The organism is Hypnocyclicus thermotrophus (genome assembly GCF_004365575.1).
GTDB classification, from domain to species: Bacteria; Fusobacteriota; Fusobacteriia; order Fusobacteriales; family Fusobacteriaceae; genus Hypnocyclicus; species Hypnocyclicus thermotrophus.
The window spans coordinates 45,670-61,151 of the sequence record NZ_SOBG01000006.1 but is presented as its reverse complement, the minus strand read 5'-3'; the positions used below and the strand labels follow the sequence as shown (position 1 = coordinate 61,151).

20 protein-coding genes are annotated in these 15,482 nt (G+C 24.3%); 19 read left to right on the top strand and 1 reads right to left on the bottom strand.

Going from position 1 to position 15,482, the window contains the following annotated elements; translation table 11 throughout:
* The first annotated feature begins 12 nt into the window (after nt 1-12).
* From EV215_RS07450 to rpsP, 12 genes are all read left to right on the top strand, one after another.
* The gene (locus EV215_RS07450; protein ID WP_134113377.1) at nt 13-444 is read left to right on the top strand and encodes a hypothetical protein; all 432 of its coding nucleotides are present in this window, start codon (nt 13-15) and stop codon (nt 442-444) included.
* A complete protein-coding gene (surE, locus tag EV215_RS07445) occupies nt 441-1,190 on the top strand; it encodes a 5'/3'-nucleotidase SurE (protein WP_134113376.1) in 750 nt (249 codons plus the stop codon). The genes EV215_RS07450 and surE overlap by 4 nt, the downstream gene beginning before the upstream one ends.
* 8 nt (nt 1,191-1,198) lie before the next feature.
* On the top strand, nt 1,199-2,131 hold the full coding sequence (gene prmA / locus EV215_RS07440; RefSeq protein WP_134113375.1) for a 50S ribosomal protein L11 methyltransferase: 933 nt from the start codon (nt 1,199-1,201) through the stop codon (nt 2,129-2,131).
* A 21-nt stretch (nt 2,132-2,152) separates the two neighbouring features.
* Nucleotides 2,153-2,806, top strand: a complete 654-nt coding sequence (gene cmk, locus EV215_RS07435) for a (d)CMP kinase (RefSeq protein WP_134113374.1) — start codon at nt 2,153-2,155, stop codon at nt 2,804-2,806.
* Nucleotides 2,807-2,818: 12 nt separating this feature from the next.
* Entirely contained in the window at nt 2,819-3,841 is a 1,023-nt protein-coding gene (locus tag EV215_RS07430) for a divergent polysaccharide deacetylase family protein (RefSeq protein ID WP_134113373.1), read from the top strand.
* A gap of 69 nt (nt 3,842-3,910) precedes the next feature.
* Nucleotides 3,911-4,186, top strand: a complete 276-nt coding sequence (locus EV215_RS07425) for an HU family DNA-binding protein (RefSeq protein ID WP_134113372.1) — start codon at nt 3,911-3,913, stop codon at nt 4,184-4,186.
* Nucleotides 4,187-4,297: 111 nt separating this feature from the next.
* A complete protein-coding gene (locus EV215_RS07420; RefSeq protein ID WP_134113371.1) occupies nt 4,298-5,158 on the top strand; it encodes a DMT family transporter in 861 nt (286 codons plus the stop codon).
* Nucleotides 5,155-6,348 (top strand): 3-deoxy-D-manno-octulosonic acid transferase, encoded by a 1,194-nt coding sequence (locus tag EV215_RS07415; protein ID WP_134113370.1) that lies wholly within the window; start codon nt 5,155-5,157, stop codon nt 6,346-6,348. The genes EV215_RS07420 and EV215_RS07415 overlap by 4 nt, the downstream gene beginning before the upstream one ends.
* Before the next feature lie 63 nt (nt 6,349-6,411).
* Nucleotides 6,412-7,086, top strand: coding sequence for a tRNA (guanosine(46)-N7)-methyltransferase TrmB (trmB, locus tag EV215_RS07410; RefSeq protein ID WP_134113369.1), 675 nt, complete (start codon nt 6,412-6,414; stop codon nt 7,084-7,086).
* A gap of 59 nt (nt 7,087-7,145) precedes the next feature.
* Nucleotides 7,146-7,463 carry a YlxM family DNA-binding protein gene (gene ylxM, locus EV215_RS07405; protein WP_134113368.1) on the top strand — a complete coding sequence of 106 codons (318 nt, stop codon included), beginning with the start codon at nt 7,146-7,148 and terminating at the stop codon, nt 7,461-7,463.
* 13 nt (nt 7,464-7,476) lie between these two features.
* Nucleotides 7,477-8,799, top strand: a complete 1,323-nt coding sequence (gene ffh, locus EV215_RS07400; protein ID WP_134113367.1) for a signal recognition particle protein — start codon at nt 7,477-7,479, stop codon at nt 8,797-8,799.
* Nucleotides 8,800-8,844: 45 nt separating this feature from the next.
* Nucleotides 8,845-9,114 carry a 30S ribosomal protein S16 gene (rpsP, locus tag EV215_RS07395; RefSeq protein ID WP_134113366.1) on the top strand — a complete coding sequence of 90 codons (270 nt, stop codon included), beginning with the start codon at nt 8,845-8,847 and terminating at the stop codon, nt 9,112-9,114.
* A 35-nt stretch (nt 9,115-9,149) separates the two neighbouring features.
* Here the strand turns inward: rpsP and EV215_RS07390 are convergent, their stop codons facing one another.
* Complete coding sequence (locus EV215_RS07390) at nt 9,150-10,271, bottom strand: type III PLP-dependent enzyme (RefSeq protein ID WP_134113365.1); 1,122 nt, start codon at nt 10,269-10,271, stop codon at nt 9,150-9,152.
* Nucleotides 10,272-10,460: 189 nt separating this feature from the next.
* On the opposite strand from EV215_RS07390, the gene EV215_RS07385 reads away from it, so the two are divergent.
* The 7 genes from EV215_RS07385 (at nt 10,461) to nrdR (ending at nt 15,479) form a co-directional block, all read left to right on the top strand.
* On the top strand, nt 10,461-10,730 hold the full coding sequence (locus tag EV215_RS07385; protein WP_134113364.1) for a co-chaperone GroES: 270 nt from the start codon (nt 10,461-10,463) through the stop codon (nt 10,728-10,730).
* A 40-nt stretch (nt 10,731-10,770) separates the two neighbouring features.
* Nucleotides 10,771-12,402: a chaperonin GroEL gene (gene groL / locus EV215_RS07380; protein WP_134113363.1), complete on the top strand. Its 1,632-nt coding sequence runs from the start codon at nt 10,771-10,773 to the stop codon at nt 12,400-12,402.
* Nucleotides 12,403-12,502: 100 nt separating this feature from the next.
* On the top strand, nt 12,503-13,297 hold the full coding sequence (gene mreC, locus EV215_RS07375) for a rod shape-determining protein MreC (protein ID WP_134113362.1): 795 nt from the start codon (nt 12,503-12,505) through the stop codon (nt 13,295-13,297).
* 12 nt (nt 13,298-13,309) lie between these two features.
* Nucleotides 13,310-13,831 (top strand): hypothetical protein, encoded by a 522-nt coding sequence (locus EV215_RS07370; RefSeq protein ID WP_134113361.1) that lies wholly within the window; start codon nt 13,310-13,312, stop codon nt 13,829-13,831.
* Between the two features lie 7 nt (nt 13,832-13,838).
* On the top strand, nt 13,839-14,564 hold the full coding sequence (gene recO, locus EV215_RS07365; RefSeq protein WP_166667375.1) for a DNA repair protein RecO: 726 nt from the start codon (nt 13,839-13,841) through the stop codon (nt 14,562-14,564).
* Nucleotides 14,551-15,018, top strand: a complete 468-nt coding sequence (locus EV215_RS07360; RefSeq protein ID WP_134113359.1) for a PTS sugar transporter subunit IIA — start codon at nt 14,551-14,553, stop codon at nt 15,016-15,018. Before recO ends, EV215_RS07360 begins: the two co-directional genes overlap by 14 nt.
* 8 nt (nt 15,019-15,026) lie before the next feature.
* Nucleotides 15,027-15,479 (top strand): transcriptional regulator NrdR, encoded by a 453-nt coding sequence (gene nrdR / locus EV215_RS07355; RefSeq protein ID WP_134113358.1) that lies wholly within the window; start codon nt 15,027-15,029, stop codon nt 15,477-15,479.
* Nucleotides 15,480-15,482 lie beyond the last annotated feature (3 nt).

Genomic DNA, 15,482 nt, shown 5'->3' with positions numbered 1-15,482 from the left:
AATGGAGGGTATATGAAAAAGTGTATTAGATGTGGAAAAGAGATAGATGTTATCTCTCAAGATCCAGATAAAGTATTTTATTGTAAATCTTGCAGTCTTAAGCTAATGAATTTAAGTGAAAAGGATTTAGAATTTGAAAACGATGAAAATAATCAAGAAACCCCTAATTTTTTTAAAATAGCACTTAATATTTTTTCAACTATTTTTCCTGGAGTAAATAAACTTTTAAAAGGAGAAATAATAAAAGGATTTAATTATTTAATTAGTGGGATATTTATTCCTTTAATATGGATAGTTTTATTTGTTTATATAAATATATTTGAAATAAAAGAAGAAATTAAACTTATTTATATAAGTTTTGGATTTATAATACTATTTAATACACTTTTAATATACATAGAAAATTTTTTAGAGATTTGGATTAGAAAGGAAGAAAGCAATTGAATATACTTATTTCAAATGATGATGGAATATATGCTGAAGGAATAAAAATTTTAAAGAATTTTTTGGAAAAAGCAGGACATAAAATATATGTAACAGCACCATTAGATGAACAAAGTGGAGCAGGACATGGAATAACATTACATTCGCCATTAAGAATAAAAGAAATTGAAAGAGATGGAAAATTTTTTGGATATGGAATAAATGGTAAACCTGCAGATTGTGTAAAAATCGGTTTATTAAAATTATTTAAAGATAAAAGTATTGATCTTGTAATATCTGGAATAAATAAAGGAACAAATTTAGGAACAGATATATTTTATTCAGGAACTTTTGGAGCAGCAGCAGAAGGAAGTTTATTAGGAGTAAAATCAATAGCTTTATCTTTATGTGATATATTAGATAATAATCACTTTGAAACAGCTGCAAATTTTATAGTAAAATATTGTGATAAAATAAAAAACATTAAATTTCCAAAAGATACTTTATTAAATATAAATGTACCAAATATAGTAAACGAAGATATAAAGGGATATGTATATACAAAACAAGGAGATAGAAGATATTTAGATAATATTATAGAAAGAATAGATACTCAAGGGAACAAATATTATTGGTTAGGTGGCAAAGCTTCTGAAAAAGGAGAAGATTTAGAAATAGATTTTGTAGCAGTAAAACAAGGGTTTATTTCAATAACACCTATAAAACTTGATATGTATTCAGATGAATTAAAAAAAATATTAGATTAGGTGATAAAATGAAACTAGTGGAATTAAAAGTAACGTATGAAGCAGAGAATTATGAAAAAGCAAAAGAAGAAATTATAAATTTTTTATATGAATTTGGAATACAAGGAGTAAAAATAGATGAACCATTTGAGAAAAATCCATTGGATTATTATTCAAATGAAAAACAATTTTTACTAGATACTTATGCTATTTCTGTTTATTTTCCAAAAAACTTTTATTTCGAAAAGAAGAAAAAATTAATTATAGAATCTTTTAATGAAAAATTTTCTAAAAGAGAAGACTTGATATATAATTTAGAATTTTATGAATTAGATGATGAGGATTATCTTGAAAATTGGAAAAAATATTTGTACCCAGAAAAGATTAGTGAACATTTTGTAGTAAAACCTACTTGGAGAAAATATAATGCTTCTGAAAATGAAAAAATAATAGAACTTGATCCAGGAAGGGCTTTTGGAACGGGAAGTCATCCTACAACATATTTATGTGTACAACTTATGGAAAAATATATAGATGAAAATGTAAATGTAATAGATGTAGGAACAGGCTCTGGAATACTTATGATTGTCGCTAAAATGTTAGGTTCGAAAGAGGTATGGGGAATAGATATAGATGAAGATGCAGTAGAAGCTGCAAAAGAAAATTTAGAGTTAAATAATATAAAAATAGATGAAACAATTAAAGTTATACATGGTGATTTACTAGGAAAAGTAGAAGAAAAAAAATTTGATGTAGTAGTAGCTAATATTTTACCAGATGTTTTAATACTTTTGTTAGATTCTATTTCAAAAGTATTAAAAGAAAATGGAATAATAATTTTATCAGGTATAATTAAAGATAAAGAACAAGATATATTAAATGCTATTAAAAATCAAAATCTTAAAGTAATTGATAAAAATGAATCGAAAGATTGGATAGCATTTACAGTAAAGAGTGTTTAATAAGGAAAGGGTGTAAAAGTTTTGAAGAGATATGTATTAGCAATAGATGGACCAGCAGGAAGTGGAAAAAGTACAGTATCAAAATTAGTTGCTAAAAAATTAGATGGTTTTGTTTATCTTGATACAGGTGCAATGTACAGAATGATTACGTATAAGTGTTTAGAAAATAATATTCAAGTGGAAGAAATTGAAAAAATAAAAAAAATATTAGAAGAAACAAATTTTGATATAAAAGAAGATAAATTCTTTTTAGATAACAAAGATGTTAGCTTTGATATTCGTACAAAAGAAGTTACTTCAAATGTATCAAAATATGCTGCAGTAAAAATTATTAGAGAAAAACTAGTAGATATACAAAGAAAAATATCTGAAGGTAAAAAAATAGTAATAGATGGAAGAGATATAGGAACGGTTGTTTTTCCTGATGCAGAATTAAAGATATTTTTAGTTGCTTCTCCAGAAGAAAGAGCAAATAGAAGAGTTAAAGATTATGAATCAAAAGGAATAAAAGCTGATTATAATGAAACTTTAAAAGAAATAATAAAAAGAGATAAATTAGATAGTGAAAGAGAAGAAAGTCCATTAAAAAAAGCAGAAGATGCAATTGAATTAGATACAAGCAAATTAACTATTGATGAAGTAGTAGAAAAAATATTATCATATATGAAAATATAATGAGGTGGAATTATGGGGAAAAAGAAATTTTATATTCTAGGGAGTGTTATAATTTTTTTATTTACATCTTTTTTTATTTATAATTATAATATAATGAAAAAAGAAAAAGAAAGAATACAGATGGAAAATAAAGAAATAGAAAGCTTTAAAATAAGCTTATCATTTTTAAATAATAATAATTTAATTAAAATAAACAAAATAATTGAAACGGATAAACTAGAATTAGATGTAGAATTTTATGATGATAATGAACAAAAATTCAACGAACTTTTACAATCAAAATTATTTACTATAGATAAAAAAGATAATAAAATATTATTTAAAAATAATAAAAATGAATTAAAAATAGTGATTAATACTCATATGTTAGAAAGAATAAAAATGGCAATAATTATAGACGATGTAGGAAATAATTTAAGATATATAAATGATTTTAAAGAAATAGATAAACCGTTAACTTTCGCAATAATACCTTTTTTATCAAAATCAAAAGAATCAAATGAAAAGCTTAAAGAATTAGGTTATGAAACTATTTTACATATGCCTATGGAAGGATCCTTAAAAAATCTTAATGATAGAACTAAAGGACTTGTATATAAAAATATGAGTAATGAATTAATAAGAGAAAAATTTAATGAAGCACTTAAAAATGTAGGGGAAGTATCAGGTTTTAATAATCATATGGGGTCTGTATTTACTGCGTCAAATGATAAAATGAAAGTTATATTAGATGAAGCAAAATCAAAAGGATTATTTTATTTTGATAGTAGAACTACTTCAAAATCAAAAGGATATAAATTGGCAAAAGAAATGGGAATTAAAACAAATTATTGTATGCATTTTTTAGATAATGATAAAAATATTGAAGCAATAAAAAAAGAGATCAAAAAAGCAATTGAAATAACAAAAAAAAGGAAAAAAGCTGCTTTTATTGCACATTATCATCCTAATGTAGCTAAAGCTATAAAAGAAAGTATTAATGAAATTGAAAAAGAAAATATTAAAATGGTAAGTCTTGATGAAGTACTAAATTAAAAAAAGCTTTACAAAATCAAAAAAATAAGTATAATAAGAAATTGTGACAAAGACTTAAGGAGGAAAGAAATGACTAAAAAAGAACTTATTGAAATCTACGCGGAAAATGCAGAATTAGGTAAAAAAGAAGCCACAAAACAAGTAGAAGGATTTTTAGAAGCTGTACAAACTGCCTTAATAGATAAAGGAGCTGTTCAATTTGTTGGATGGGGAACATTTGAAGTAAAACAAACAAAAGAAAGAATAGGAAGAAATCCTCAAACAGGAGAAGCTATGACAATACCAGCTAGAAAAGTAGTTAAATTTAAAGTTGGTAAAAAATTAGCTGAAAAAGTAAACGAATAACAAATTATAGAGATTCAAAGGTAAAACTTTTGAATCTCAATTTTTTTATAGAAAATAAAAAAGAAGATTAAAAAAAATTTTATAAAATTAATGTATAGTTAGGAGAAATTAATGAATGTTGATAAAATAAAAGGATACGGATATATTTTACTTTCAGTTATATTTTTTTATTTAATGTCGATTTCAGTAAAATTAATAACAAAAAATGGAAATATTCCAGGAGTAGAAGTATCTTTTTTTAGATTTTTAATAGGAATGATTATTGTATGGGGAAATAAAATAAGATATAATCAAAATATAAAACCAGTTAATAAAAAAGCTGTATATGCAAGAGCTTTTTTAAATACTTTTGCAGTTATATTATTTTTTGTAACAATACAACTTACAACTACAACAAAAGCAAATATTTATAATATGACATACCCTATATTTGTGGCTATATTTGCACCTATATTTTTAAAAAATGAAACTTTTAATTTGAAAAAAATATTTGCAGTAATTTTGGCTTTTTACGGAACATATCTTATATCAGGAATACAATTAAACAGTTTTGAGATAGCAGATGTTTTAGGAATTTTAATGGGCGTTGTCGCAGGACTTGCAATAGTTTCATTAAGAGCAGCAAGACTTACAGATAAACCTAGTACAATACTTTTTTATTTGATGAATATAGGAACTTTAGTTACACTAATAATGTTTTTTTATATGTTTAAAATGCCTAATCTAAAAGAATTATTATTATTATTAATAATGGGAATACTATCTTTTTTAGGACAATATACCATTACAAAAGGATATAAATATGTATCAGCAGTTGAAGGAAGCGTACTTTCAGCAACAAGAATATTTATTGCATCTATAATGGGAATAATATTCTTAAATGAAGCAAATAATTTTACAATTTTTTTAGGAGGAACTCTTATATTTATTGCGATATTAATATTAAATCTTAATAAAGTGGAGGAGAAATGATATATAATATTTTTTTAATGATAATATATGCTATAGGAATGCTATTTAAAAGACATAGAATTTTTTTCTTAAAAAGATTTAATTTTAATTTAAAAGAAGATAAAGAGTATATATGGTTACATTGTGCATCTGTTGGGGAAACAAATCTAATAAAACCTTTTATAAATAAAATATTAAATGAAACAAACGAAAATATACTTTTAACAGTAATTACTGAAACAGGATATGAAAATGCTAAAAAAAAGTATACAGATACTAGAATAAAATTAGAGTATTTTCCATTAGATAATCCATTTGTATTAAATAAAATATTTAAACAAATGAAAATAAAGAAAGTATTTTTAATAGAAACAGAAATATGGAAAAATTTTATAAATATTGCATATAAAAATAATGTAAAAATTTATTTGATAAATGGAAGAATATCAGATAAGTCATATAAAATATATTTGAAATTTAAATTTATTTTAAAAAAAATATTTGATAAAATAGATTTGTTTTGTATGCAAAGTAATATAGATCGAGAAAGAATTATTAAATTAGGCGCTAAAAAAGAAAAAGTAGTTAACACAGGAAATCTAAAATTTAGTATAGAACTAGAACAATATGATAAAAAAGAATTAAATGAAATAAAAGAAATGTATAAAATTGAAAATAAAAAAGTATTTGTTGCAGGTAGTACTAGAGACGGCGAGGAAGAAATTTTATTAAATATATTTGACAAACTAGAAAATACAATATTATTTATTGTACCTAGACATCTTGAAAGAGTAGAAAAAATAAAAGAATTAATAAAAAATAGAAATTATAGTTTATATAGTAAAAAAGAAAATAAAAATGTAGATATAGTAATAATAGATAAAATTGGAGTACTTAGAAAATTTTATGCACTTAGTGATATTAGTTTTGTTGGAGGAACACTAGTGAATATAGGTGGGCATAGTTTATTAGAACCATTAGGATATAATAAAACACCAATATTTGGGAAATATTTGCAAAATGTAAAATATATATCAGAAAAAATTTTAAATTATAATATTGGATATAAAGTTGAATCAGAAAAAGATTTTTTAGAGAGTATAAAAAAAATAGAAATGCAGGATAAAAAAGATGTAGCAAAAAAGATAAAAGATTTTTTTAATGAAAATACAGAAGCACTTAATAAAGTATTTAATTTAACAATTAAGTAAAGATAGAATGCTTGACAAATAGATAGAATTTTAATAAAATATAAGTCAATTTGGAGGAATATAATGTGGCAAAATTTTTTTGATAATCCTAAAAAAAACTATAATCCATATATGGAAAAATTAAAGGATTATCCCAAATATATAATGTATGATAAGAATGAGATTAATAATAAAAAAAATAAATGGAAAGATTATTTTGAGAATAAAAATCCTATATATTTAGAAATAGGAAGTGGAAATGGTAATTTTACTGTAAAAAATGCAGAAAATCATAAAAATAAAAATTTTATAGGAATAGAATTAAAATTTAAAAGACTTGTACTATCAGCGATAAAAGCTAAAAAAAGAAATTTAAATAATATTTTATTTATACGTAGATGGGGGCAAGAAATACCAGAATTTATTGGCGAAAAAGAAATTAGTGGAATGTATATTAATTTTCCAGACCCATGGGATGGACGAGAAAAAAATAGAATTATTCAAGAATCGTTATTTACAGATATAATAGATAAAATAATGATAGAAGGTGGAAAAATATTTTTTAAAACAGATCATGAGGGATATTATAAAGATACTTTAGAATTATTAAAATCTGTTAAAGGTTATAAAGTTATTTATAATACAGATGATTTGCATAATGATGAAAAAGGAATAGAAAATATTAGAACTGAATTTGAAGAACTTTTTACTAAAAAAGGGATAAAAACTAAGTATATAGAAATAGAAAAATTAAACTAGTTGTAAAGAAAAAACACTTGACAAAAAATAATAAAAATATTATAATGTAGGAGCTAAAAATGGAGCTAAAAGAGTTTATGGAAACTTCTCTATTACTTAGTTATTATAAAAATTTACTAAGTAATAGACAAAAAGAATATATGCTTAAACATTTTGAAGAAGATTATTCTTTATCAGAAATAGCTAAAGAATATGCTGTAAGTAGACAAGCTGTATATGATAATATAAAAAGAGGAATAAAAATACTTGAAGATTATGAAAAAAAACTAGGATTTTTTCATAGAGATAAAAAAATCTTAAGTATATTAAGAAAAATAGATAAAAAGTATAAAATAGATGAGATTAAAAAAATTATAGAATTATTAGAAGCTCAATAAAAGAGGTGTTTTAATGCTTGATAATTTAGGAAATAGATTTCAAGAAATATTTAAAAAAGTACGTGGAAATGGAGTACTTAATGAAAGTAATATAAAAGATGCATTAAAAGAAGTTAGGCTTGCTTTATTAGAAGCAGATGTGAATTATAAAGTTGTAAAAGAATTTGTAGGAAAAGTAAAAGAAAAAGCAGTTGGAGAAACTGTGTTAAAAGGAATTAATCCAGCGCAACAATTTATAAAAATAGTTCATGATGAATTAGTGGAACTATTAGGGGGGACAAATGCACGCTTAACAAAAGCAAATAAACCACCTACAATAATAATGCTTGCAGGACTTCAAGGAGCTGGTAAAACAACTTTTGCAGCAAAATTGGCAAAATTCTTAAAGAAAAAAGGTGAAAAACCATATTTAGTAGGAGCAGATATATATAGACCTGCTGCTATGAAACAACTTCAAGTATTAGGAGAAAGTATTGGAGTTGGAGTATTTACTATTGAAGGAAGCCAAGATGCTGTAAAAATATGTGAAGAAGGAATAACAAAATCAAAAGAAGAACATGCAACATATATAATTTTAGATACTGCTGGTAGACTTCATATAGATGAAAATTTAATGGATGAATTAAAAGAAATAAAGAAAATGGCAAGACCTCAAGAAATTTTATTAGTTGTAGATGCTATGACAGGGCAAGATGCTGTAAATGTAGCTTCAAAATTTAATGAAACTCTTAACATAGATGGCGTTGTTGTAACAAAGTTAGATGGAGATGCTAGAGGTGGAGCAGCATTATCAATAAAAGCTGTATCAGGTAAACCAATTAAATTTATTGGAGTTGGAGAGAAATTAGAAGATATAGAACTTTTTCATCCTGATAGATTAGCTTCAAGAATTTTAGGAATGGGAGATGTAGTGTCTTTAGTAGAAAAAGCACAAGAAGCTATTGATGAAGATGAAGCTAAAAGACTTGAAGAAAAAATAAAAAAACAAGAATTTGATTTGGAAGATTTTTTAAAACAATTGCAAAATATAAAGAAATTAGGGCCGATTAGTAATTTATTGAAAATGATTCCTGGAGCAAATCAAATTGGTGATTTAGCACCAGCTGAAAAAGAAATGAAAAAAGTAGAAGCTATAATTCAGTCAATGACAAAAGAAGAAAGAAGTAAACCTAAAATTATTAATGCTAGTAGAAAAAAAAGAATTGCAAAAGGAAGCGGTACTAATGTTCATGAAGTAAATAAATTACTTCAACAATTCGAACAAATGAAAAAAATGATGAAAATGTTTAGTGGAGGAAGCATGCCAAAAATTCCTGGTATGAAATTTCCTTTTTAAATAAATATATAATAAATAAATAAGAATAAAGGAGAGATAAACAGAATGGTAAAATTAAGATTAACTAGATTAGGAAGAAAAAAAGCACCTTTTTACAGAATTGCTGCGATGGAAGCTTTAAGTAAAAGAGATGGTAAAGCTATCGCTTATTTAGGTTCTTATAATCCATTAGTTGAAGAAAATGGAGTTGTATTAAATGAAGAAGAAATAATTAAATTCTTAAAAAATGGAGCACAACCTACAAGAACTGTAAAAAGTATTTTAGTTAAATCTGGTGTTTGGGCTAAATTTGAAGAAGCTAAAAAAGGTAACTAATTTAAAATAAAAAGACCTCAAATTTTGAGGTCTTTTTATATTTCATCAATAAAAAATATTTTTGGTGGTAAAATACCATTAAATTTACTTGCGTATCCAGTAGTATAAGCACCAGCATTAATAAAAAATATTTTATCATTAATTTTTATATCATTAGGTAAATGTATCTCCTCATAAAGAGTATCTACACTATCACAAGTAGGCCCAGATAGAGTATAAAGCTTTTCTTTACCTTTATTAAAGGGACAAACTATTTCATATTGAAAACCTTCTATCGCCTCCATTAAAGAATGAAAAATACCAGTATCAATATAAACCCATTCATTTTTTTCTTTTTGAGAAACGAGTATAACATTAGAGCATAAGATAGCACTATTTCCAACCATAGAACGACCTGGTTCAACGGCAACGATAAGATCTGAATAATTTGAAAAATATTCAGAGATAGTATCATTTATTATATGGCAAATATCTTTTATTTTTGGTATTTCTCTAAGATGTTGAACAGGCATTCCTCCACCAGTATTTATAAATTTTAAATGAATATCCTCATATTTTAAAGTTTCAAAGATATCAAAAACTTCTAATAAAGCCTTTTTCCACATATATTTATCATAGCATTGAGAACCCACATGAAAAGATACTCCATATGGAATAAGATTAAGTTTTTTTCCGTATCTTAATAAATCTTTTGCTTTTTCAATATTTGTGCCAAATTTTTTTGTAAGTGGCCAGTCAGAATCAGAATCACTCATTTCAATTCTTATAAATAATTTAGAATTTGGAGCAACTCTACTTATCTTTTTGACTTCATCAAATTCATCAGCAACAAACAAACGAACTCCTTTATCATATGCATATTTAATATGTTTTTCTTTTTTTATTGTATTTCCAAAACTAATATTTTCGGGTGAACTACCTAAATTTAATACTAAATCTAGTTCACCAATTGAGGCAACATCAAAACAAGAATTTAATGATATCAAAGTTTTGATTATACGTTCATGCGAATTAGCTTTTACAGCATAATAAATTTTTGAATAGTTAATATTTTCTTTTAATAAATTATAATTTTCCTTAATAATATTAGTATCAAATATAAAAAATGGTTCATCTTGAGATTTTGAAAAATTTAAAATATTTTCAGTTAATTTCATATATATCCTCCCACATTGAAATAAATAATTTTTTTTATCATAAAAATTTAAAATAATCAATAAAAATTTTCAAAAAAATTATTGACAAGAAATTAAAAATATAATATTATACATATGTAAGTATTTAGCACTCTTTTTAAGTGAGTGCTAATAAAAATAAAATAAAATAAAAAAAGGAGGGTTTTAAAAATGACAATTAAACCATTAGGTGAAAGAGTATTAGTAAAACCTGTTGAATTGGAAGAAAAAACAGCAAGTGGATTAATTTTACCGAGCTCATCTTCTAAAGAAAAACCTACTACTGGAGAGGTTATTGCTTTAGGAAAAGGAGAAAAATTAGAAGATTTAAAAATAAAAGATAAAGTAGTATATTCAAAGTATGCAGGAACTGAAATAAAAGATGGTGAAGAAAAATATTTATTATTAAATATTGATGATATATTAGCGATAGTTGAATAATTTGTTTTAATTCATATTAAGACAAAAGGAGGAATGAAGAATGTCAAAAATATTAAAATTTAATGAAGAAGCAAGAAAAAAACTTGAAATAGGAGTAGATACTCTAGCAAATGCTGTAAAAGCGACACTTGGACCGAGAGGAAGAAATGTTGTATTAGAAAAATCATTTGGTTCTCCTTTAATTACAAATGACGGAGTAACTATTGCAAAAGAAATAGAATTAGAAGATCCTTTTGAAAATATGGGAGCCCAACTTGTAAAAGAAGTAGCAACAAAAGCAAATGATGTAGCAGGAGATGGGACAACAACAGCAACAGTGCTTGCTCAAGCTATGGTAAAAGAAGGATTGAAAATGATAAGTGCTGGCTCAAATCCTGTATTTGTAAGAAGAGGAATGGAAAAAGGAATAAAAAAAGCGGTTGAATTATTAAAAGAAAAATCTAAAAAAATAGAAGGTAATGAAGAGATAGCTCAAGTAGCATCTATTTCTGCTGGAGATGAAGCAATTGGAAAACTTATAGCAGAAGCTATGGAAAAAGTAGGAGAAACGGGAGTAATAACTGTAGAAGAAGCAAAATCTTTAGAAACTACGCTAGATGTAGTTGAAGGTATGCAATTTGATAAAGGATATGTGTCTCCATATATGGTAAGTGATACTGAAAGAATGATTGCTGAAATGGAAAACCCATATATTTTAATAACCGATAAAAAAATATCTAATATGAAAGAATTATTACCTCTATTAGAGCAAACAGTTCAATCATCTAGACCTTTATTAATAATAGCAGAAGATATAGAAGGAGAAGCTTTAACAACTCTTGTTGTAAATAAATTAAGAGGAACATTAAATGTAGTAGCAGTAAAAGCTCCTGCATTTGGAGATAGAAGAAAAGCTATGTTAGAAGATATAGCAATTTTAACAGGTGGAGAAGTAATTTCAGAAGAAAAAGGTATGAAATTAGAAGAAGTAGACTTAGATACTTTAGGAAGTGCTAAAAAAGTAAAAGTAACAAAAGATGAAACAGTAATTGTAAGTGGAGCTGGAGAAGAAAATAAAATAGAAGCTAGAGTTAATCAAATAAAAACTCAAATTTCTGAAACAACTTCTGAATATGATAAAGAAAAATTACAAGAAAGATTAGCAAAATTATCTGGTGGAGTAGCTGTAATAAAAGTTGGGGCTGCTACTGAAACAGAACTTAAAGAGAAAAAATTAAGAATAGAAGATGCTTTAAATGCTACAAGAGCTGCTGTAGAAGAAGGAATAGTTCCAGGTGGAGGTACAGCTTTAGTAGAAATATTAAAAGAAATGGAAGATTTCAAACTAGAAGGAGAAGAAGGAGTAGGAGTAGAAATAATAAAAAGAGCTCTTACAGCTCCACTTAGACAAATTGCTGAAAATGCAGGACTTGATGGTGGAGTTGTTGTTGAAAAAGTTAAAAATTCTGAAAAAGGAATTGGATTTGATGCGGCAAAAGAAGAGTATATTGATATGTTAAAAGCTGGAATAATAGATCCTGCAAAAGTTACTAGATCAGCGCTTCAAAACTCAGCTTCAGTTGCAGCATTAATTCTAACAACAGAAGTAGTTGTAGCAGAAAAAAAAGAAAAAAAAGATGATTTAGGAGCTGGAATGTCTGGTGGAATGCCAGGTGGAATGCCAATGATGTAAAAAAAATTTGAGGGAGCTTAGCTCCCTTTTTTTATTGCTCAACTTTACAAACGAGGTTATTTATTATATAATATTAGAAACTTAATTAGGAGTGCAAATTATGAAAATAAAGGATATAAAAAGAAAAAAAAGATTAAGATTACTCTTGTTTTTATTAATTATAATTATATTATTATTCCAAATGCCTTTGAATATTGTAAAAAATAGTATAAATGGAGTAGTTTTGCCTTTTAAAATATTTTTTTATAAAGTTTCTAGAGGTGCGAAAAATACTGTAGATAATATAAAAAATATAAATTTGATTCTAGAAGAAAATAACAGATTAAAGAGTGAAAATTATAAATTGATTTTAGAAAATAATAATTTAAAAAATGTTCTAGAAGAAAATAATAGATTAAAAGAAATATTAAATATCAAGTCAGAAATAAAAGAAGATTTTGTAATAGCTAAGGTTTCTTTTAGAGATGCACTAAGTGTATATGATGAATTTTTTATAAATAAAGGTTCAGATGATGGAATAAAAGAAGATTCAGTTGTTTTATATAAAAATAATTTATTAGGGAAAGTAAAAAAGGTATATAAAACTAATTCGATTGTAGAAATGATAACAAAAGAAAATATTTATACAAGTGTAATTATAGGAGAAAAAAATATACTTGCAATATTAAAAGGAGCGAAATCAGAAATATTAGAAATCGAGGATGTAACAAGTGATAATAATATTAAAGTAGGAGATAAAGTCTATACTTCGGGAATAAGTGATATTTATAAAAAAGGAATTTATATAGGAAGTGTAACAAGAGTAGAAGATAAGAAAAATGAATTTTTTAAAACAATTTATGTAAAAATTCCATTTAATATTTTTGAAGTATATGAAGTTTTAGTCATAAAATAAAGGAGAGTCATTATGAAAAAAATAATAAGTATAATGTTTATAGTGTTTAATGTGTTTATATATGGAAAAGAGTTAATAAATATAAAGAGTTTTAAGAGTTTTGTAGAAGAAGAGACTTTTATTGAAAAAAATGTTAAAATCAAAAAATATAATTTAATAGTAGAATTTCCAGATAAATTATATAAAGAAGTTATATATCCAGAAATAAATAAAGGAGAAAAATACATTTATAATAATAATGTGAAAAAAACTTATTATCCTTTACTCGAACAATATATAGAAGAGCCAATAGAAGAAGATAATATATTAGACTATATTAATTTTATTAAAAATGATTTTGATATAGAGGAGAATATAAATATTAAAGTAGAGTATGATAATGGATATAGTATTTTAATTAGAGATGTAGAAGAGATAGGAGGAATAAAATTTCCTAAATTAATTGAGATATATGAAAAAAATATTATTATAAAAAAAATTCGTTTTTTTGATATAGAGATAGATAAGAATATAGATGAAAATTTATTTGAATAGGGAAAAAATGAAAAAAATAATAAATACAGAGTGTATAATAATAAAAAAAATAGATATTAATGAGTCAGATAGAATTGTAAAATTATTTTCAAAAGATTTAGGAATATTAGAAATATTTATTAAAGGAATAAGAAAATCGAAAAATAGAGATATAAATGCAACAGAAATAGGTGTTATATCAAACTATTATATCTATAAGAATAACAATAAATATAATATAAAATCATTTGAAATAAATAAATATCTAAATAAAATTTACAGTAATTTAGATAAAATTAATTTACTTTATTATATATTATTTATTTTGAATTCTATTAATGTAGAAGAAAATTTGATAGAAAAAATATATGTTATGACTAAAAAAGCGTTGATTTATTTAAATAAAGAAGAAAATATTAATAATATTTATATAATGCTTACTGTATATTTGTTTAATATAATAAAGTATGAAGGGATATTATTTAGTGTTGAAAAAGGAAATAAATTTGATATTATAAATGGGAAAATAACAAAGCATAATAATTATAATATTATAAAATTAAGTGAGGAACAAGTTATATATTTAGAAAAATTATTTAATATTGACATTGAAGGAATAAATAAGTTAAAATTTGATGATAAACAAATAATTGATATTATTGTTATTTTAGAAAGATATATAAATTACCATTTACATATAAAAATAGATTTTAAGCAGTTAATGAGGAGGAATATTTTAAATGGAATTAGTTAAAATTACTGATTTTATGGAGGAAAAACTTATAAAATTAGATTTAGATTTAGAGGATAAAAAAGAAGCATTAAACAAGTTTTCAGAAATACTATCATTTTCAGAAAATATAATTGATAAAGAAAAGTGTTATAAAGATTTAAATGAAAGAGAGATGTTGGGAACAACAGGAATAGGAAAAGGTGTAGCAATTCCACATGCAAAAACTAAAGCTGCAACTAGATTAACGATTGCTTTTGTTAGTGCTAAAACTCCAATAGAATATGAATCACTAGATGGAGAAAAAGTAAAATTATTCTTTATTTTTGCATCGCCATCTTCAGAAAGTAAAGTATATTTAAAAATATTAGCTAGAATATCTAGATTAATTAGAGAAGAGGTATTTAGAAATAAACTTATTAATGCAAAAACTCCAAAAGAGATATTAGAGTTAATTGATAAAGAAGAAAAAATTTAGGTGATTATATGAGATGTCCATACTGTAAATCTGAGGATAGTAAAGTAATTGATAGTAGAAATTATCAAGAAGGTTTTTCTATTAAAAGAAGAAGAGAATGTATAAATTGTGGAGAACGTTTTACAACATATGAAAGAGTGGAAAGATTACCTATATATGTAATAAAAAGAGATGGAAGCAAAGAAATATTGAATAGAGATAAGATCTTAAGAGGACTTTTAAGAGCAACAATAAAAAGAGAAATAAAAAGAGAAGAATTAGAAAAAATAGTGGATGAAATAGAGGTAGAAATAGAAGAAAATTCAAATAAAAGAGAAATAAAAAGCTCTTTTTTAGGGGAGCTTATAATGAAAAAATTAAAAAAAATAGATGAAGTAGCATATGTAAGATTTGCTTCGGTATATAAAAAATTTGATGATTTAAAGTCTTTTATTAAAGAAATAGAAACTATAAAAAAATAGGGG